We start from the raw sequence: 18,451 nt of genomic DNA, 5'->3' as shown, positions 1-18,451 counted from the left end.
TGGCTTCGAGTATGTGTAAGTAGTGCTGCTCTGGCGCTACCACTTCACTAATACCAACTGCGGCGTTAAACGCTTTTTAACCTGGGAAATTTTGCATAATAGTCGCTGCCATAACTTCCAACGATTACATTGCTGCTCTAATGGCGAAAATGCTTTAACCCACTGCGCCCACGGTAGCCAATTAAGAATGCTGTCGACTGGAGAAGATAAGCCATGTGCATAGTCACCAGAGCCCAGCTTCTTACCTAAAGTACTTGAGCTCTTATCGCCCGCTAGCACCACACACGCATGTGCATGAGTAAAGTAACGGCTCAGCGATTGAATAAAGTGCGCAGTTTGCTGCTCATTGCAATCTAGCAGTGCATGTTCACACACCACCATTACCGAAGCTTGCTCCGGAATATTGAGTTCATCTAACCAAGTCAGGTCATCTACTGAACCACACTCCAAGCGGTAGCGTTCATTTTTGTGGAACAAACGTTGTCGCCAAAGTAGGTTCTCGGTCACATCCAACTCTACCCAGTGACAGCGGCCATTGTCTAATCGGTAAAAACGGGTGTCGAGGCCCGCTCCCACGTTAATAATCCAAGCATCTGGGTTGTGAGATAGGAACTGCTGAACTTGAGAATCGCAAAGTTGAGTCAATGTCGCATAGAGAAGTTGTTGCTGGTCGAGTTCACCAGTAAGGCATTCTGGCGCTAATTGACAACGCTTACAGGCCTGAGCTGCAATAGGATCATAAACGAGACCATCATCGGCAAGGCTTTCTCGGCTGCGAAACCAAAGGTGTTGAACGAGATTTGTCGGAACTTGAAGTTCTTGATGTGCAGACGCTTGATCAGCAGAAACCTTTTGATCAAAGGAGCGCGGCTTAGCTATAAGCGGCTTTATTTTAGGCTTGGTTTGGATTGGCATCATCATCTTCCTTGTATCTCGACAAAGAAGATGATAATGAATATCAATTACAATAACAAGTTATTGAGAATAAATATCAATAAGATGTTTGTACTGATTACATCCAGTCCGTATTGCGAATAATACCAACAGCAAGGCCTTCAATAGACAAGTGTTGAGATTCTAGATCGACACGGATTGGAGAAAACTCTTCGTTTTCAGCGTGTAACAGCACTGTAGAACCTTTACGTTCTAGACGCTTTACCGTTACATCATCATCAACACGAGCAACCACAACCTGACCATCGCGGACATCTTGGGTTTTGTGAACAGCAAGCAGGTCACCATCCATAATACCGATGTCTTTCATACTTTCGCCATTTACGCGAAGTAAGAAGTCAGCTTGAGGTTTAAACATGCCTGGATCGACTTGGTAATGCATTTCTACATGCTCTTGAGCCAAGATAGGTTCACCAGCGGCAACCTGACCGATCAGAGGCAGGCCTTGCTCTTCGTTTGCTGCATCTTCAAGCAAAATACGAATACCACGAGACGCACCCGGGATAATCTCAATCGCTTCTTTACGAGCAAGAGCTTTCAAATGTTCTTCTGCAGCATTAGCAGAACGGAAGCCTAATTCACGGGCAATTTCTGCACGTGTCGGTGGCATACCGGAATCTTCGATCTTACCTTTGATAAGGTCAAAGACTTGTTGTTGGCGGGGCGTTAACGGCTTCATGATTCACCTGTCTTTTTATACAGTTGACTGTGAGTATATCCAGTAACTGGACAAAAGCAAAGCAATTGGTTGTTTTTAGTTCATTTTTCGCTAATTACAAAACCAAGATCTCGAACCACACATAAGCCGCTAGCGCTAAACAGATGAAAACGGCTGCCGAACCGACATCTTTCGCCATTCCTGAAAGCTCATGATGTTCACTCCCAATACGATCTACAACCGCTTCAATTGCAGTATTAATGAGCTCAACAACCATCACCAGTACAATCGAGGACACCATTAAGATTCGTTCAACTTGGCTGACATCAAGGTAAAACGCCAACGGAATCAGAACCGCAGCCATGAATACTTCTTGTCGAAAGGCCGCCTCGTTTTTAAACGAACTTGTGATGCCTTGCCATGAAAAGCCCGCTGCTTTCACGATACGTTTAAATCCAGTGTTTGATTTTTTGGTCATTTTTAACCCTATACTCAATCAGTCGATGAATGATATTCCACAAACTTAACGGCAATATGACTATTTCCATTAAAAGGTTAGACCAGTTTCTGGTATTCTTGCATCGATTAAATTTACGCCTAGGCTTATCCCTATTTTACTTGAAGGGGTTACCCTCTCTCATCATAGAAATAGAGATACGCTTAAGCACATTGAAATAACTATTGAGGCTGTGAACCTATATGTCTTCTGGACAATCTTTTTCACGTTCATTAATGAAGCTACCTTTATCCGTATTGGTAAAAGGCACATCAATCCCTTCGAATCCAGTTGAAGATTTGAACATTGATTTAGGCAAACCAATTGTATACGCCTTACCGTTTCGCTCAAGCGTCGACCTACTGACACTACAAAAGCACGCGCTAGAACTGGGTTTACCGGATCCGTTAAGCAAGCTTGAAATCAGTGGTAAATCACTGCCACGCTACGTTTTTATCTCTTCACGCAAAACGCTGCTACAAGATGATGATTACGTCCCAGCCTCTTCTATTGAAGTCTTCTCTGAGCTGCTTGCACTGCATGCTGACGACTCAGAGCTGGATGTGCAAGTTATCCCTGCAACTGTATTGTGGGGCCGTAAACCTGGTAAAGAGAATAACCAGAAGCCTTACCTACAAGCAATGAACGGCTTAGAGAAATCAGTCGCTGTTTTAATCGCTGGCCGCGACTGTCTAGTACGATTCAGCCCTGTGGTATCTCTTCGTTACATGGCAAACTCTCACGGCACCGACAGCACTATCGCACACAAGCTGGCGCGTGTAGCTCGCATTCACTTCTCACGCCAAAAACTGGCAGCCTCTGGTCCTAACCTACCAAGCCGTCAAGCATTGTTCGATCGCCTACTAAAATCAGAAGCGATCAAGAAGGCGATTGAAGACGAAGCGAAGTCAAAGAACATCTCCATTGAGAAAGCGAGCAAAGAAGCTCAGGACATCATGGATGAGATCGCAGCGAACTTCTCTTACTCACTGATCAAACGTGGCGAGAAGATTCTTGGCTGGTTGTGGAACAAGCTGTACCAAGGCCTACATATCAACAACGCTTCAACTGTTCGTAAGCTGGCACAAGATGGTCACGAGATTGTTTATGTCCCTTGCCACCGCAGCCATATGGACTACTTACTGTTGTCTTACGTGCTTTACCATGAAGGCATGGTTCCTCCGCATATCGCTGCGGGTATCAACTTGAATTTCTTCCCTGCCGGTCCGATTTTCCGTCACGGTGGTGCGTTCTTCATTCGTCGTAGCTTTAAAGGTAACAAGCTGTACTCAACGATCTTCCGTGAGTACCTAGCTGAGCTGTTCGCTAAAGGTTACTCGGTAGAATACTTTAGTGAAGGTGGCCGTTCTCGTACCGGTCGTCTGCTACAAGCGAAAACCGGCATGCTAGCGATGACGATTCAGGCAATGCTGCGTGGCATGAACCGCCCAGTAACGTTAGTGCCTGTTTACATCGGCTACGAGCACGTAATGGAAGTAGCGACTTACGCAAAAGAACTGCGTGGTAAGCGTAAAGAGAAAGAAAACGCGAGCCTAGTGATTCGTACTATCCGTAAGCTACGTAACTTTGGTAAGGGCTACGTGAACTTCGGTGAGCCGATTCAGCTTAACCAATACCTGAATGAACACTCTCCAGAGTGGACGAAAGACATCGATCCAATGGGCACCAGCAAGCCACAATGGATGACGCCAGTGGTTAATGACCTGGCAACCAAGATGATGACACACATCAACGACGCGGCAGCAACCAACGCACTGACATTATGTGCAACCGCTCTGCTTGCATCACGTCAGCGTGCATTGTCTCGCGATTCTTTGGTATCTCAAATCAACTGCTACCTGTCTCTACTTAACAATGTGCCTTACTCAGACACATTTACGGTACCAAAAGACAGCGCGGAAGAGTTGGTGAAACATGCAGAGTCTCTAAACAAGTTCTTGATTGAGTCAGACTCAATGGGTGACATTATTTCACTAGACCGCCACCAATCGATTCTGATGACTTACTACCGCAACAACATCATTCACCTGTTTGCGCTGCCATCGTTAATTGCTCAAATGACCATTCGTCAGCACGGGCTAACGATCGATGCGATTCAAAAGAATGTCGCGGCAATCTATCCGTTCTTGAAGAAAGAGCTGTTCTTGAGCTACGACGAAGACCAGCTAGAAGGTGTGGTGTCGAACATCATCGATGAATTGGTTAGCCAAGGCATGCTAGTTGTGTCTGATAATCAAGTCACCATCAACCAATCGAACAGCCAAGCGCTAATGCTACTAGGTCGTACGATTTCAGAGACACTTCAGCGTTACTCGATTGCTCTTAACCTATTGGCAGAGAATCCTGAACTGGATAAATCTGACCTTGAGCAGAAGAGCCAAGACATTGCACAACGTCTAGGTCGCCTGCAAGGTATCAACGCACCTGAGTTCTTCGATAAAGGTGTGTTTGCTTCGATGTTTGCTACGCTCAAACAGCAGCAATACCTGGATAACGACGGTAATTGTGATTTAGAGAAGACTCAGCAGTTCGCTAAGCTTCTGTACTCAATGCTTTACCCAGAAGTTCGCTTGACGATTCAAGAGAGCATCCACCAAGCAGAGTAATTTGTTGGTTCGCTAGCTTTAAGCGCTAAGCTGAATACGATCAAAAAAGGCACCCATTGTGGGTGCCTTTTTATTTGTGCTGTTGTTATCAAACCATCGCTTACCAGAAAGTAATGAACAAACCAATGGTGACGGCCATTCCTACATAGTTGTTATTGAGGAAGGCTTGAAAACATAAATCTCGATCGCGATGACGCATCAGGTGTTGTTGATAAACAAACAAACCACCTGCCACCAACAGTGCCCAGTAGAAAGTATCACCTAGGTGGTAATGCATGCCTAGCGCAATCAACATCGCTAAAGTCACTAACTGTAGTGAGCCAACAATAAGCTTGTCGAAACGGCCAAACAAAATTGCTGTCGACTTGATGCCAATCTTAAGATCATCGTCTCGGTCAACCATCGCATATTGGGTGTCGTAAGCGATTGTCCACAGCGCATTAATCACGAAGATAAACCAAACGATACTTGGTAGCTCATTGGTTTGTGCAGCCCATGCCATTGGAATAGCCCAGCTAAACGCCAAGCCAAGGAACAACTGTGGAAGATGCGTAAAACGCTTCATGAAAGGATAAATAAACGCTAGACCCACCCCAATAAAAGAGAGCTTAATGGTCAACGGATTCATAGTCAGTACTAGCAAGAATGAAATCACGGCTAGCACTAAAAAAAGGATAACGGCTTCTTTACTCGACACCAAACCAGACGGCAGTGGGCGCTGCTTAGTACGCTTTACATGACCATCCACCTTACGGTCAGCAAAATCATTAATCACGCAGCCTGCTGAACGCATTAGTACGACACCTAATACAAAGACGACCAAGACATCCAAGTCTGGCATACCTTGTGCGGCGATAATCAGCGACCATAACGTAGGCCAAAGGAGTAACAAGGTACCAATCGGGCGATTCATTCGCGTTAATTGCCAGTACGCTTTCGCTTTGGTGGCAAGCATTTACACACTCTCCTTAGAGTAAATGGGTGATGTTGGTAAAAACAGTTCAGCTACAAGCATCGGTTTATGGTTCATCCATAATCGAGAGCGGCGTGCGAGTAATCGCTCGTCGCCAGCGATAACCCAACCGACTTGCAGCGCGTCTCTCTCGACGTTCTCCGCACTAAAAACGGTCAACCCTAACGGGACATTACCTTGTTGAGAAAGGTCTGAGTGCTGATCTTCTAATGTCACTCGAGGAATTAAGGTTCGGCCTAATACCCATGGTTCATCATCCCCATTCAAAATTACTTTGCGAAGTAAGCAATCAGACGATGATAAAAGGTGTTGCTCATCTTGTTGCACAATTGAGCGTTCTACAACTTGATTGTGAAGCAACTCCACAGACAGATGTTGGCAACACTTACCCAACTTACGGGAAAGAGAACCCTGCTCCATCAGCCACTCTTTGGTGGTTTCATTAGGAAAATCAAATGTTTCTGTACTTTGCCAATCTACATTCATTAAAGAATTAAGATACAGCGATATTGGCTGATTCATACTAGTATTCAATAGGTGACTTTACACGTACAATAAAGCTTCAACTTTCGAACAAAATTAAAGCGTCTTCGAATTGTAAACGTATTTAGATTTAGACCGTTCATTGTAACAAGACTAATGCGTTTCGAATATCGCGAATAAACTAAAGAAAAGTCACAAATATGCACAAACGTTATGTAGCCCAAATATTTCTTGCGATTACTCTACTCTTTTCAGCATCAAGTTTCGCAGAAGAGGAATCGGAACCTAAGCTAGCCTACTTCACGCTAGAACCAGACCTAACCACCAATTTTTACACTAAAGGTAAAAAGTTGGGCTACATTCAGGTTCGTCTCGATATCATGGTGGCGAATAGCAAAGATTTAGCAACCATCGAGCATCACCAACCATTGATTCGTGATGCAGTAATCGAGCTATTAGGTAAACAAAACGAAGAGACGATTAAGTCACTGTCCGGTCGTGAAGATTTAAGAAAGACGTTAGTTGAGCATCTCAACAAGATTTTACTTCCAGAGACGGGCAAAACCCTGATTGCAGATTTGCTGTTTACTAAATACCTCTACCAGTAACAGCGGGTATAAAACGAATCTAAAAAAGCGGCTCATTGGGCCGCTTTTTTGTTTCTATCGATGCTAGGAACTAACTTCTTGCCGATTTCGGCGCTTTCATTGAATCAACGAAGCCGATAATCACACCCGCCACTAGACCTGCTAAGTGGGCAGTATTGGCGATCGCCATAAACGGCTGCATGTACCCGAGCACCAACCACACCAGCATAAAGCCGACGATCTGTCTAGGGATACCCAAACCAAGCTGTGGTGCTTTAGTGCCAACCACCCATAGGTAACCAACCAAAGCATACACAACGCCAGATAAGCCACCGAAGTTGGCCCCTTCAACCCAGTATTGCCCTGCTCCTGACAACGCAGAAGAGACAGCAAAGATCTGAAGCAACTTAAGACCGCCTAACTTTTTCTCAATATCGCCACCCAGTTGCCACCACCACAAAATATTGAAAGCGATGTGCATAACCGAGAAATGAAGCACGGCATGACTCAACCAACGCCACAATTGCCACTGCTGTCCGTCCACCGCAGGGAAGTGCAACGCATTAAAAATAGCTTGGCCAAAACCGATCTGCTGCAGTGCAAAAATCACCACACACACCAACATGATGCTGAGTGTCACAGGGCCAGCCTTGGCTTTTATCATCCCCATGAAACTAGGCGTGTGATAATGGAAATGACTCTTTCTGGTCTCCGCCATATCCCAAGAGGCCGCTTGGTAGCGCTTATGATTGGGTTCCGACAAGAAGCGGTTGAGCTCCGCTTCTGTCTCAACTTGAAACTGGCCATCAAGCAGCCAGAGAGCAAAGCGCCCTTCTCCCTCAGGTGACATCTGAATAGGGATCTGGCGAGAGGCCATGTAATCAATAAATGCTTGAGCAAGACGTGGATTGTCTAACACCATCAGTCTAATCATTGTTATTTCCTATTCATGCTATGAGAGATGTTTAAGCGATAAAGGTCATTAGCCAGCAATCACAGGAAGTTCAGCACGGTGCCATGCTTCGAAGCCACCATCAACACTATATACCTCTTCAAAGCCTTGGTTCACTAAATATTGTGCCGCGCCTTGGCTACTAATGCCGTGGTAACACATTACCAAGATAGGTTGTTCAAACTCCACCTCATCCATAAACGAGACCATAGTGTCGTTTGTTAGGTGATAAGCGGTTTTTGAGTGAGCAACCGCGAAAGATTGCGGATCGCGGATATCAACAAGTCGAGCTTGGCCTTGTTCAATAAGGGCCTGAGCACCTTGCACGTCGATATGTTTAAACTGGTCCATGACTTTCTCTTTTTATACTGATTTACTTTGCTGCCATTGTAACCTATCCCAAGGCTAACAATCACATCCACTTAATAAGGTTATCCACCAGCGATCACTTTTACACCATTTGTGGATAAATCTGTGAATTGCGTGAATAAAGTGCCTTTGAAAAAATAGATCCACAACATGTAGTGATGATCCTGATCTAACTGTGGGTTAACTAAAACATATCCCCACTCAAAAAACACGCTCAAAGCCTTACTACACCCTGCTTTTAGACAGCTGACGAATAAACTTGTCACAGAGTTATCCACAAAATCATTTTGCAAATTACGATCGCAAAAGTTGAGAATTCGATCCAAAACAAAAGGCCGAGATCTCTCGATCTCGGCCTTTTCAAAATTCAGTTTTTTGCTAGCTACTATTTAGAAACTAAGTGCTGTTAGAAATCGCCAACGGCTTGTTTCAATTTCTTCATCGCATTCTTTTCTAACTGGCGAACACGTTCTGCAGAGATACTGTAGGTATCCGCTAAGTCTTGCAGTGTTGCTTTATTGTCGTCTAACCAACGAGAGCGAACAATGTGTTGGCTACGCTCATCTAGGCTTGCTAGTGCTAGGCCTAAACGATTATTGGTGTGAGACTCCCAGTTAGATGCTTCAACCGTTTCAGCAACGTCTGACGCTTTATCTTCTAGGTAGTAAACTGGAGCTGTGTAAGCAGAGCCGCCGTCATCGTCATCCATTGGTGCTTCAAACGTTGCGTCTTGCGCTGCTAAGCGAGATTCCATCTCACGAACTTCAGAAGGCTCAACGCCCAGTTCACGAGCTACAGTCTCAACTTCACCGTTGTTAAACCAACCTAAACGCTTTTTAGATTTACGAAGGTTAAAGAACAGTTTGCGCTGTGCCTTAGTTGTCGCAATCTTAACGATACGCCAGTTACGCAGAACGTACTCATGAATCTCAGCTTTGATCCAGTGAACAGCGAAAGAAACCAATCGAACGCCAACCTCTGGGTTGAAGCGCTTAACGGCTTTCATTAGACCGATGTTACCTTCTTGAACGAGATCAGCCATAGGCAGCCCGTAGCCAGAGTAACCTCTTGCAACGTGCACCACGAATCGTAGGTGTGAAAGGATCAAGCCTTTCGCAGCGTCGATCTCACCTTTGTAATGTAATCGCTCTGCAAGTCCACGTTCCTCTTCAGGCGTCAGCATTGGGTAGCTGTTCGCTGAGCGGATATAGCTGTCTAAACTATCTTGTGTGACTAAAGCCATTTGATACGCTTGGTTTGCCATTCGGTTCCTCATCAATCTCTGATCTGGAGTAGTACATCTATTAAAACCCGACAATCTTGAACCTAAAATGAACAGGTTTCAAGAAGGGGGAAGTAATTATGCATAATCAATTCGTCTATACAAGGCAAAAACTGGTTAAGAAGTGCCTATTTTTCGTCTAAATATGACTCTATTCACCTAAACTGGTTCAATTTCTTTTAGGTGACGCTGTGCAGAAAGCTTTGCAGCCACACTACCTAGCAAGGTTCCAACGATCAAAAGCAGTAAAGATTCATCCCAGCTTAGGCCAATTAAGCGGAAGTGGCTGTCGTAAAGCTGAGCCAGGTCATCCACCGCGCTATTCAGTAATACGGTAATCAATGCCGTCATTACCCACGCGCTAATCGAACCTAATACACCAAACCACATACCAGAATATAGATATGGTCGGAGAATGTAGCTGTCGGTGGCACCAATCAGCTTCATGGTTTGAATCTCTTCTTTATGCGCCAACACATTAAATCGTAGTGTGTTGCCGATAATCAAAAACACAGCGCCTAGCATCAATACCGTTAGGGTAATGACGATGACAGCAGCTAGCGCTTTAATCGCGTCTAATCTTGCCAACCAATCTTCGTCTAAACGAACATCGGTCACTAATTCTTGTTTTTTAACTTGGCCTGCCAGCTCTTTGATTTGAGCATCGCTTTGTACGCTTGGTGTTATCACTAACACACCTGGCAGTGAATAGTCGTCGAGAATGGTTAGGGCATCATCAAAACCAGAATACTGGCTAAGGTCAGCAAGCCCTTGTTGAGGTGAAATGTACTCCACCAGCTCAACTTGATCCCAACTCTCGATTTCATCTTTAAGCACCATTACTCGAGGCTCGGGAATACCATCCTCTACATAAGCACTAATTTGTGACGGGCTTGTGACATCTTTTGCCACTTCACCTACGTTTTTACCTAGTAAATACAAACACGCAGGCATTGCTAAAGCCATAGAGATAACCGCAAGCGTCAGTAAGTTGCCCAACGGACGTTGCCACATCTGCGAGAACGATGACTTAGCTTGCTTCCAATGCACCACGAAGAAACCGTCACTTGAAGTGCGGTTTGCAGCGCGATTAGATTGAGGTTTTTTGATGCGCTTATTAGCGGCCATAGTCTTCAACCTCACTCAAAAAGCCTTGGTTTAACTCAAGATGACGGTATTGAGGGCGAGTGTTCACTAACCCGATATCGTGCGTTGCTAGGATGATCGTCACACCGGCACGGTTAAACTCTTCAAACAGTCGCAACACGCGGTTAGATAACTCTGGGTCTAGGTTACCCGTCGGCTCATCCGCTAACAGCAGAGTTGGACGGTTGACCACAGCGCGGGCAATACCCACACGTTGTTGTTCACCACCAGAAAGCTGACTTGGCAAACAACGCGCTTTATCTAATAGGCCAGTCTTATCCAACGCAGCACTGACTCGACGTTTTATTTCATTTTCAGAAATCGATTCGATACGCATAGGCAGAGCAACGTTATCAAAGATAGAGCGATCCATCAGTAGACGATGGTCTTGAAAGACAATTCCAATATTACGGCGTAAGAATGGAATGTCTTTAGCAGGAATACGAGTGATATCGTGATCGTTGAACCAGACACGCCCATCAGTCGGGCGCTCAATCGCGCAAATCAACTTCAGCAAGGTACTTTTACCTGCACCGGAATGCCCGCCTAAAAATGCCATCTCTCCACGTTTGAGATGGAAGTCCACTTTTTGGAGTGCTTGGCGTCCACCTCGGTAGGCTTTGCTCACTTGCTGAAATTTGATCACCGAAAATTCCTCTTACGATCACTAATATCAAATTTAAAACGATAGCAGGTTAAGGATAAACCACTTTGCTACTCGCGTTACTCTTCGCGGCTAAATAGAGCTTCAATGAAGTCTTTTGACTCAAATGGACGCAGATCATCAATACCTTCACCAACACCAATGTAACGAATTGGAATCTGGAACTGGTCTGCAATTGAGAAAATCACACCACCTTTCGCGGTACCGTCTAACTTAGTTAGCGTAATACCGGTTACTGGTGCAACTTCGCTGAACAGCTTCGCTTGGCTGATAGCATTCTGACCTGTACCAGCATCAAGTGTTAGCATGATTTCATGCGGTGCAGAGTCATCAATTTTCTTCATTACACGAACAATCTTGCGTAGCTCTTCCATCAGGTTACTCTTGTTCTGCAAACGACCCGCTGTATCGGCAATCACAACATCCACGCCACGAGCTTTCGCAGCTTCAATCGCATCGTAGATAACAGATGCACTGTCTGCGCCCGTGTGTTGAGCGATAACTGGCACATCGTTACGCTGGCCCCAAACCTGAAGTTGCTCAACGGCTGCAGCACGGAAGGTATCACCCGCCGCTAGCATCACTTTCTTGCCTTCATTTTGGAATTGTTTCGCTAACTTACCGATAGTGGTTGTCTTACCAACACCATTCACACCAACCATTAAGATAACGTAAGGCGTTTTCGTAGTATCAACCACTAATGGTTGTTCCACTTGGCTTAAGATCTCTGCCATCTCTTCTTTCAGCAGACCATAAAGCGCTTCACCGTCTTTTAAGTCATTGCGAGATGCTTTTTCTGTCAGGTTTTCAATGATCTTAACTGTGGTGTTCATACCCACATCCGCGATCAGCAGCTGTTCTTCTAGCTCTTCGAACAGATCATCATCGATTTTCTTGCCTTTGAACAAACCAAAGAAGCCTGCACCAATGTTTGCTTTAGTGCGGCTTAGGCTACGCTTAAGGCGAGCAAAGAAACTTTCTGTTGGCTTCTCTTGTACTTCTTCAACCTGAGCTTGAGGAGTAACTTCTTGTTCCTGTTCTGCTTCTGCTGCGATAGGTTGCTGCTCATCTTGAGCCTCTTCCAGAGCTTGCTCTGACTCATCAGGCTTAGCTTCTACTGACTGAGCGGCTTCCGCTTCAGGCGCGACTGGTTCAGCAGCCTCGACTTGTGATTCAACTTCAGTTTGATCTTCAACGTTTTCTACGTTCGCTTCATTCTGAGTTTTTGGGCTTTGTTCTTCTTCACCAAAACCAAGCCACGATAATAATCCGCGCTTCTTTTTTTCCGTCATCAGAGGAGTTTCCTAGATCTACTAATTAGCTGTATTGGCTTAATGCACGTCGACTCTTTGCTATTGTTATACAATACAAGCTTGTACAAGCGAATAGTAAAGAAAAATGACAAAGCAGTGATAAGTTTGCTTTTAGCTTGATACACTTTGTCATTGCAAATTTATTTAATACTCGAACCAACCTAAATTGGGCTCGGTATAGTATCACTTTATTAGCGGTCAAAAAATCTATGGTAAGACGTCGCCAGCAAAACACATCACAAAAAAAGCCTTCCGGTGGCTTTGTTCGAATTATTAGTGGTTCATGGAGAGGTAGAAAGCTGCCCGTTCATGATTTAGAAGGCTTACGCCCAACCATTGACCGAGTAAAAGAGACACTCTTTAACTGGGTCGCACAAGATATCCCAAATTCGACCTGCTTAGACGTATTTGCAGGTTCTGGTGGTTTAGGTTTTGAAGCAGCTTCTCGCCAAGCCAAAATGGTGACACTGCTCGAAATGAATCAAAAGGCCGCTAAGCAGCTTTCTGATAATGCTAAAGAGCTCAAAGCAGACAACATCAATGTGGTAAATACTGATGCTATCTCTTTTCTCAAAAAGCCAGGAACACCTTACGATTTGGTTTTCCTTGATCCACCATTTCGTAAAGGCTTACTAGCAGAAACGGTACAGCTACTTGAGAGCAATGGCTGGCTTGCGGACGACGCGATTATTTACGTCGAAACAGAGAAAGAACTCAAGCTAGAAGCGATGCCAGAAAACTGGGAACTGCACCGCGATAAGACAACTGGCCAGTCGAGCTACCGACTGTTCAACCGAATCACTGAAGAATAGGAATGATTGAATGAATATCTTGCTTCCATTAGCCAAAGCCGCTATCGCCTTTGTATGGTTTGTGTTGATCGTCAACATTTTCCATCCGTTCCCTGGTAATGCTGCAATTGCGCTTTACATCATGACAGCGTTCTTGTTCTTTATGCACGGCTTGCAGATGCTGATCTTTATCGGTGCCTTCGGCGATAAAATCGAAATGACGCGTTGGGAAAAATGGTCCATTCTGATTTTTGGAATCTTCGCCCTACTCGATATCCGTCGTAAGTACATGATGTAATCGAAAGCTTTTACCAAGAACAGATACCAAAACGCCGCTCAGTTGAGCGGCGTTTTTTATGGAATAATGATAGCGCTACTAAGACATGTAGCCCTTCACACCATCTAAGAACATTTGAGTCGATAGCATAACAAGTAATAACCCCATCAGGCGCTCGATCGCTTTCAGCCCTCTCTCACCCAATACACGCAAGAAGAAGCCATTAAACATCAGAATAAAGAAGGTAGCGCCCCAGGCCAGCATTACAGCGGCTGAAAGCTCAAGCATGTTGTCTGGATGTTGTGTCGCAAGAAGAATCAATGCAGCAATGACAGATGGACCAGCAATCATAGGGATTGCCATCGGCACGATAAACGGCTCTTCACCTGCCGCAAGCCCAGTAATGCTGCCAGCGCTCGGGAAAATCATCTTAATCGCGATGATAAATAGAATGATACCGCCAGAGATGCTCAGGGTTTCAGGCTGTACGTGCAGGAAGTTCATGATGCTTTGACCCGCAAACAAGAACAACAGCAAGATAACCAGTGCAAACATCAGCTCACGAATCAGAACAATACGGCGACGCTTCGGGTCAATATGCTTAAGGATAGAGAGCACGATTGGCAGGTTGCCAAGCGGGTCCATGATAAGAAACAGCATGGTTGCTGCAGATAAGATTTCCATAAGTTTGTCTCGAAAAGCGAAGGTGCGCGGAGTATAGCAGCCTCAACATTGATTTTCGAACGCAGTCATCAGCAGACTAACTGATGTCATTGCCGCACATTAACGAGAACAAACAGGCAAGAATAGAAAGAGCGGATACCGCAAATGCATCCACTCTCAAATCACTCAAGATTAGTGATTACACACACGTTCGCGATTCGTACACAGCTTGTCATCGACAAGCACAACCTTTTCCATCTTCAGGAAAAACTTCAGCAAACCATCCAGGTCGAGACCACTTAGCTTACAAGTATGGAAACGAGCTTCAGTGCCATACATCTGAGCCAGTTCTTGTGTCAGCTCTTCTCGAGTCAGAGGCTTTTCACTAAGCAGGTTTAAAACGTTGTGTGCGTGAATTTCGGTAGTCATAACTCAATCTCATGTTTAATGAATTACACGTAGAGTACCGAGTTTGAGTAAAGCTGCCTTGATATAGCTCAGGCTTGGAGACGCTCTACTCTAAATGGTCAGAGAGGCAACGATAAGCGCATGGGCGAGAAAGTAACTGCCAGTTACCCAAAAGTAAGCACTTTTGATTGGGCTGCGGTAACAGTTAAGTGCATAAGCCAGTGCCGAGAGCAGCAATACACTACAACCTGCAAACCCAACCGCATGTGATAACTTAGGGTCAAGCAACCAAACCTCACCAGAAGCCCAAGTTAACTGAATAAGCACAATCCCCATAATCACAACAGGAAAAACAAGTTTATCTAAACGTGGTAGCAGCAAGAAGAAAGCCACTACACAAGCAGCCAAGAGTAAGGCGAACAACCACCAGACCATTTCTCCAGACAGCTGCAACCAAAAGGCTTTGCTATAACAGAGTTGAGCTAGCAGAAAGCAAACAAAATATAGGGGACGTTTTTGAGTGAGGGTGTGAAATACATCTGCGATCGCCGAGATCGCCAGGCCAGCAACGACCCAATACGTATAGTCAGCAACAACAGACTGAGTTAAAGCAATGATCGCTAATAATACAAAGGTAAATACCTTATACGATAAGGCCTGACCGATATGTCCTTGTTTCGTTCCTGCTACTGCTCCGATACCAGATAAGGAAACCGCTAACCAACTCCACATACCACTTGCCCTATTGCTTTAAATCGTCGCCAGTCTAGGCACACGAATATTGATGTAAAGCCTCAGCCCCTCAAAATTGGATCTTGATTACGCTTCCACTAAAAAGAACACCTTTAGATTGAAGTCATCGCAATTAACGATTCGAGAATGGTGATTCGTTTAAAACTGCAGCAAATCATTATAAAACTCTCTTAAACTTCGCTTAGAGAAGCCAGATCCCATTTTCACCTAGTTATTCTCTTAAGATTTCCTTCTTCGCCCCTAAAAAACGCCCATTATCGACTTTAAAAAGTAAAATAAATCACATATAAATCGTTTATTAACAAATACTTAGGTATAAAAAATATAGATTAACTGGAAAATAAAAACGTCATTCCAAGCTAGACTTATAAAGTGGAAAAGTTACTTTTCAAATGACAAGTTTTGTCAGTTTTTTTTAAGCCCCATGTAAAAACCACCACAAAAACCAAAGCAAAAACCTTAAAAAGCACCAAACCCCCACCCACAAAGCACCAAGCCTCATTAATACAATTTAACAACCATTAACAATATAAATTACACAAAACAACCATTATAAAACAACAACTTAAATCAATTTAGAACAAACATAAATCATAACGAACAAAATAAGAACACACCAAAAATCACACTTAAACACTCCAAAAAAAGCCATATGGCAGTACTTTTCTACTACTTTTGGGGCTTTCGAAAGTAATTCTTGATCTAAAGCTATAAGTAGTGCTATTCTTTAAAACATAGCGAGAGACAACCAAATTTAGGAGTAGTGTTATGATTTCATCTTCGCAAAGACAAGGACTTGTAATGATCGCGGTAGTTGTTGGTCTAATGACACTACCGATGATGTACTAAGCAAGTTACAGATAAAAAAAAAGGGACGCCATGAGCGTCCCTTTTTTTGTTCAATTTTTTCATTTCGAAAACAGATGTAACGTTAACACATCCCAGTTCGCATAATAGAAACCCGCGGCAGCCAAAGTCATTGCCATCATCAGCAAAATCGCAACTCGCCAGATAAAACGACCACTACGTGGAGTCAGTTCCTTCTCGCAGTCGTTACACATCATGATGAACTTATGTTGATCTTCCAACTTGGCATCATGTTCGTTCACTACTTTATTACGACACGTCGCGATATAACGCAGCTTGCTTACCATATCGTGCGGTAGCCTTTCTTCACAGCTTGTTACGAGCTCATGCAATCCTTCGCCTTCAGCATGATATTGAAGTCTCAATAATTTCTCTATATTGCGAGTTCTTGTCACCACTTTTTCAATATCGGTCATCTTGGCCCTCCCACTCCACACTATAATTCTAGTCGAGCATTTCCTTATTCTTATACAAAATCACTGCTATTTACGAGAGAAAGAGACAATAAATAACAGTGCTTTATCCCAAACTGGCCATTAAATGTGATATCTGCCGAAAAATAATCAGCTTTGCTTACAGCAGTTCACGAATAGCGGCTTTAAACACATATCCCTATTGCCCGAAAGACTAGAATAACCATTACGACTACATGGAGGTTATATGCCTAACTCACTCTTTTTTGCCATCTTTGCACTCGCAGGTCTCGCGGCCTGGGTATTTCTTGTTTTTTATCGAAAGCACATGCAAGGCGAGAACGCACCAGAAAAGAAAGTGAACGTCACGGTATTAGATAAACAATCCATCGACCTTCCTGATGCAGAGCCAGGTCAAGAAGACCAAGAGTATTGGATTTATGTTCAACGCGGTGTGGTTGGTCCGAAACGTGAGTTCCAAGTTGGTATTCACTACTTCCACGCTCTTAACCCAGGTGACAAAGGGACCTTAACTTACCAAGGTGATAAGTTCTTACACTTTGCGTTGAAGCGCTAACCCTAGCGCTTCAACCCTTCCTCATCGACATTCCACAATAAACCAATATCGCAATGCCTTGGCATATCGCTAAGGCAATAGCCAACGTGTCTTCTCTGACTTAGAAACGATCCAGCTCATCCACAGTGCACCTGCTCCGCTGATCACAATCCATAATGGAATAACCCAAGCAGGGTGGCCTTGGTACCAACCAAACTCTTTCATTGGCCATAAGAAGATTGGGTGCAATAGGTAGATACCCAAACTATGTTTACTGATGAAGCCAACCACTTGATTGCCTTTATCTGACAACCCTTCTCCAAAGTAGCGACAAAGCATAAACACCATGCTTGCGGCTAATACAGTGTTCAGCGTTTTGTAAGAGAACCAACGACCAACCGTGTATTCTTCCGCGGCTAAGCTCGCATCAACCACCATATAGACGGTAGTCAACAGTGCCAACACGCCGAGCCCAATACTCACGCTAACAGTAAACTTGTTGAGTGGGACTTTCTTGTACAGCAGATAACCCAGTGGCAAGTAGCCAGTGTAAAGCCACAACTCATGGCTCCAAGGACCATCGATTCTGAGTAAGAACAGTAACGAGGTAAACAACCACACCGCAGTGAAGCTATAAACCGCCTTATCACCATACTTTCTCACCATGATCTGTAAGAACGGAATCACAAAATAGAGTGGAATAAAGTAGTAGAAGAAACCTAAGTGATAATAGGTGTAGTGGTGATAGCTATTAAGCAACACATCCAAGCTGACATCGGCATCAAAGCCCATTGCCGACCAACCAGACAGGTAGGTATAGAAAAGCGACCAGACGATAAAAGGAATCAACACCTTACCTAAACGGCGCTTTAGATAATACTTAGCATCAAATGGACGCTGATCACTGAGCATCAGGGCGCCAGTTATCAATATAAAGACAGGCACCGCCCAACGGCTGAAACCATTGACCGTAACCGCTGTTAGCCACTCACCAAAAGGAATGGTTCCTAGCTCGTTGCGATAAGGTGCCAAAACATGAATCGCGATAACCGCTACGGCCGCGACACATCGTGCTAAATCAAAGAAGAGAATTCGCTGCTTCATGTAAATGCCTGATTAATATTCAATCATTCTACTATAGCAATAAAAAAGCTGACCGGAATAAATACCAAGTCAGCTTATTGTTAAAGGAGAAGCATATCGCGATTTTATTGAATCG

At 44.3% G+C, this 18,451-nt stretch carries 21 protein-coding genes; 5 read left to right on the top strand and 16 right to left on the bottom strand.

Annotated elements, in window-relative coordinates; translation table 11 throughout:
- Positions 1-36 precede the first annotated feature (36 nt).
- From L0991_14085 to L0991_14075, 3 genes are all read right to left on the bottom strand, one after another.
- Positions 37-915, bottom strand: a complete 879-nt coding sequence (locus tag L0991_14085; protein XGB63906.1) for a class I SAM-dependent methyltransferase — start codon at positions 913-915, stop codon at positions 37-39.
- Positions 916-1,012: 97 nt separating this feature from the next.
- Complete coding sequence (lexA, locus tag L0991_14080; protein XGB62474.1) at positions 1,013-1,633, bottom strand: transcriptional repressor LexA; 621 nt, start codon at positions 1,631-1,633, stop codon at positions 1,013-1,015.
- A 94-nt stretch (positions 1,634-1,727) separates the two neighbouring features.
- On the bottom strand, positions 1,728-2,090 hold the full coding sequence (locus L0991_14075) for a diacylglycerol kinase (protein XGB62473.1): 363 nt from the start codon (positions 2,088-2,090) through the stop codon (positions 1,728-1,730).
- A 221-nt stretch (positions 2,091-2,311) separates the two neighbouring features.
- Here L0991_14075 and plsB point away from each other — a divergent pair, with 221 nt between their 5' ends.
- Positions 2,312-4,735, top strand: a complete 2,424-nt coding sequence (gene plsB, locus L0991_14070) for a glycerol-3-phosphate 1-O-acyltransferase PlsB (GenBank protein XGB62472.1) — start codon at positions 2,312-2,314, stop codon at positions 4,733-4,735.
- 100 nt (positions 4,736-4,835) lie between these two features.
- Here plsB and ubiA read toward each other — a convergent pair whose 3' ends face one another.
- The gene (gene ubiA, locus L0991_14065) at positions 4,836-5,690 is read right to left on the bottom strand and encodes a 4-hydroxybenzoate octaprenyltransferase (GenBank protein XGB62471.1); all 855 of its coding nucleotides are present in this window, start codon (positions 5,688-5,690) and stop codon (positions 4,836-4,838) included.
- Positions 5,691-6,230: a chorismate lyase gene (locus tag L0991_14060; GenBank protein ID XGB62470.1), complete on the bottom strand. Its 540-nt coding sequence runs from the start codon at positions 6,228-6,230 to the stop codon at positions 5,691-5,693.
- Between the two features lie 161 nt (positions 6,231-6,391).
- Here L0991_14060 and fliL point away from each other — a divergent pair, with 161 nt between their 5' ends.
- Positions 6,392-6,799: a flagellar basal body-associated protein FliL gene (gene fliL, locus L0991_14055; protein XGB62469.1), complete on the top strand. Its 408-nt coding sequence runs from the start codon at positions 6,392-6,394 to the stop codon at positions 6,797-6,799.
- A 70-nt stretch (positions 6,800-6,869) separates the two neighbouring features.
- Here the strand turns inward: fliL and glpG are convergent, their stop codons facing one another.
- The 6 genes from glpG to ftsY form a co-directional block, all read right to left on the bottom strand.
- Complete coding sequence (gene glpG, locus L0991_14050; protein ID XGB62468.1) at positions 6,870-7,712, bottom strand: rhomboid family intramembrane serine protease GlpG; 843 nt, start codon at positions 7,710-7,712, stop codon at positions 6,870-6,872.
- Between the two features lie 48 nt (positions 7,713-7,760).
- Positions 7,761-8,081, bottom strand: a complete 321-nt coding sequence (gene glpE / locus L0991_14045; GenBank protein ID XGB62467.1) for a thiosulfate sulfurtransferase GlpE — start codon at positions 8,079-8,081, stop codon at positions 7,761-7,763.
- A 424-nt stretch (positions 8,082-8,505) separates the two neighbouring features.
- Positions 8,506-9,363, bottom strand: a complete 858-nt coding sequence (gene rpoH, locus L0991_14040; protein ID XGB62466.1) for an RNA polymerase sigma factor RpoH — start codon at positions 9,361-9,363, stop codon at positions 8,506-8,508.
- 177 nt (positions 9,364-9,540) lie between these two features.
- Positions 9,541-10,509: a permease-like cell division protein FtsX gene (ftsX, locus tag L0991_14035; protein ID XGB62465.1), complete on the bottom strand. Its 969-nt coding sequence runs from the start codon at positions 10,507-10,509 to the stop codon at positions 9,541-9,543.
- Positions 10,499-11,173: a cell division ATP-binding protein FtsE gene (gene ftsE / locus L0991_14030; GenBank protein ID XGB62464.1), complete on the bottom strand. Its 675-nt coding sequence runs from the start codon at positions 11,171-11,173 to the stop codon at positions 10,499-10,501. Before ftsE ends, ftsX begins: the two co-directional genes overlap by 11 nt.
- A gap of 77 nt (positions 11,174-11,250) precedes the next feature.
- Positions 11,251-12,483: a signal recognition particle-docking protein FtsY gene (gene ftsY, locus L0991_14025; protein XGB62463.1), complete on the bottom strand. Its 1,233-nt coding sequence runs from the start codon at positions 12,481-12,483 to the stop codon at positions 11,251-11,253.
- 230 nt (positions 12,484-12,713) lie between these two features.
- On the opposite strand from ftsY, the gene rsmD reads away from it, so the two are divergent.
- Complete coding sequence (gene rsmD / locus L0991_14020) at positions 12,714-13,316, top strand: 16S rRNA (guanine(966)-N(2))-methyltransferase RsmD (GenBank protein ID XGB62462.1); 603 nt, start codon at positions 12,714-12,716, stop codon at positions 13,314-13,316.
- Between the two features lie 10 nt (positions 13,317-13,326).
- Positions 13,327-13,593: a DUF1145 domain-containing protein gene (locus tag L0991_14015; GenBank protein ID XGB62461.1), complete on the top strand. Its 267-nt coding sequence runs from the start codon at positions 13,327-13,329 to the stop codon at positions 13,591-13,593.
- Positions 13,594-13,671: 78 nt separating this feature from the next.
- On the opposite strand, the gene L0991_14010 is transcribed toward L0991_14015, so the two are convergent.
- The 4 genes from L0991_14010 to L0991_13995 all read right to left on the bottom strand — a co-directional run bounded on the left by L0991_14010 (position 13,672) and on the right by L0991_13995 (position 16,679).
- Entirely contained in the window at positions 13,672-14,256 is a 585-nt protein-coding gene (locus L0991_14010) for a YhgN family NAAT transporter (protein ID XGB62460.1), read from the bottom strand.
- 171 nt (positions 14,257-14,427) lie between these two features.
- Positions 14,428-14,664, bottom strand: a complete 237-nt coding sequence (locus L0991_14005) for a YecH family protein (GenBank protein XGB62459.1) — start codon at positions 14,662-14,664, stop codon at positions 14,428-14,430.
- Positions 14,665-14,754: 90 nt separating this feature from the next.
- Positions 14,755-15,375, bottom strand: a complete 621-nt coding sequence (locus tag L0991_14000; GenBank protein XGB62458.1) for a lysoplasmalogenase — start codon at positions 15,373-15,375, stop codon at positions 14,755-14,757.
- A 929-nt stretch (positions 15,376-16,304) separates the two neighbouring features.
- Positions 16,305-16,679, bottom strand: a complete 375-nt coding sequence (locus tag L0991_13995) for a DUF4145 domain-containing protein (GenBank protein ID XGB62457.1) — start codon at positions 16,677-16,679, stop codon at positions 16,305-16,307.
- Between the two features lie 244 nt (positions 16,680-16,923).
- On the opposite strand from L0991_13995, the gene L0991_13990 reads away from it, so the two are divergent.
- The gene (locus L0991_13990; protein ID XGB62456.1) at positions 16,924-17,253 is read left to right on the top strand and encodes a DUF2500 domain-containing protein; all 330 of its coding nucleotides are present in this window, start codon (positions 16,924-16,926) and stop codon (positions 17,251-17,253) included.
- A gap of 69 nt (positions 17,254-17,322) precedes the next feature.
- On the opposite strand, the gene L0991_13985 is transcribed toward L0991_13990, so the two are convergent.
- On the bottom strand, positions 17,323-18,336 hold the full coding sequence (locus L0991_13985) for an acyltransferase (GenBank protein XGB62455.1): 1,014 nt from the start codon (positions 18,334-18,336) through the stop codon (positions 17,323-17,325).
- Positions 18,337-18,451: the final 115 nt, after the last annotated feature.

This window comes from Vibrio chagasii, assembly GCA_041879415.1.
Classification (GTDB): Bacteria; Pseudomonadota; Gammaproteobacteria; order Enterobacterales; family Vibrionaceae; genus Vibrio.
The sequence above is the reverse complement of the archived record's forward strand: the minus strand, read 5'-3'. Positions and strand labels throughout refer to the sequence as shown.

Bases quoted from the DNA above. Each gene is read 5' to 3' on its own strand.
- L0991_14085 (XGB63906.1), bottom strand. From the start codon at position 915: ATGCCAATCCAAACCAAGCCTAAAATAAAGCCGCTTATAGCTAAGCCG.
- L0991_14075 (XGB62473.1), bottom strand. From the start codon at position 2,090: ATGACCAAAAAATCAAACACTGGATTTAAACGTATCGTGAAAGCAGCG.
- L0991_13995 (XGB62457.1), bottom strand. From the start codon at position 16,679: ATGACCGATATTGAAAAAGTGGTGACAAGAACTCGCAATATAGAGAAA.
- L0991_14000 (XGB62458.1), bottom strand. From the start codon at position 15,375: ATGTGGAGTTGGTTAGCGGTTTCCTTATCTGGTATCGGAGCAGTAGCA.
- L0991_14005 (XGB62459.1), bottom strand. From the start codon at position 14,664: ATGACTACCGAAATTCACGCACACAACGTTTTAAACCTGCTTAGTGAA.
- lexA (XGB62474.1), bottom strand. From the start codon at position 1,633: ATGAAGCCGTTAACGCCCCGCCAACAACAAGTCTTTGACCTTATCAAA.
- glpG (XGB62468.1), bottom strand. From the start codon at position 7,712: ATGATTAGACTGATGGTGTTAGACAATCCACGTCTTGCTCAAGCATTT.
- rsmD (XGB62462.1), top strand. From the start codon at position 12,714: ATGGTAAGACGTCGCCAGCAAAACACATCACAAAAAAAGCCTTCCGGT.
- ftsY (XGB62463.1), bottom strand. From the start codon at position 12,483: ATGACGGAAAAAAAGAAGCGCGGATTATTATCGTGGCTTGGTTTTGGT.
- L0991_13990 (XGB62456.1), top strand. From the start codon at position 16,924: ATGCCTAACTCACTCTTTTTTGCCATCTTTGCACTCGCAGGTCTCGCG.
- rpoH (XGB62466.1), bottom strand. From the start codon at position 9,363: ATGGCAAACCAAGCGTATCAAATGGCTTTAGTCACACAAGATAGTTTA.
- L0991_14015 (XGB62461.1), top strand. From the start codon at position 13,327: ATGAATATCTTGCTTCCATTAGCCAAAGCCGCTATCGCCTTTGTATGG.
- L0991_14060 (XGB62470.1), bottom strand. From the start codon at position 6,230: ATGAATCAGCCAATATCGCTGTATCTTAATTCTTTAATGAATGTAGAT.
- fliL (XGB62469.1), top strand. From the start codon at position 6,392: ATGCACAAACGTTATGTAGCCCAAATATTTCTTGCGATTACTCTACTC.
- L0991_13985 (XGB62455.1), bottom strand. From the start codon at position 18,336: ATGAAGCAGCGAATTCTCTTCTTTGATTTAGCACGATGTGTCGCGGCC.
- ftsX (XGB62465.1), bottom strand. From the start codon at position 10,509: ATGGCCGCTAATAAGCGCATCAAAAAACCTCAATCTAATCGCGCTGCA.
- glpE (XGB62467.1), bottom strand. From the start codon at position 8,081: ATGGACCAGTTTAAACATATCGACGTGCAAGGTGCTCAGGCCCTTATT.
- L0991_14010 (XGB62460.1), bottom strand. From the start codon at position 14,256: ATGGAAATCTTATCTGCAGCAACCATGCTGTTTCTTATCATGGACCCG.
- ubiA (XGB62471.1), bottom strand. From the start codon at position 5,690: ATGCTTGCCACCAAAGCGAAAGCGTACTGGCAATTAACGCGAATGAAT.
- plsB (XGB62472.1), top strand. From the start codon at position 2,312: ATGTCTTCTGGACAATCTTTTTCACGTTCATTAATGAAGCTACCTTTA.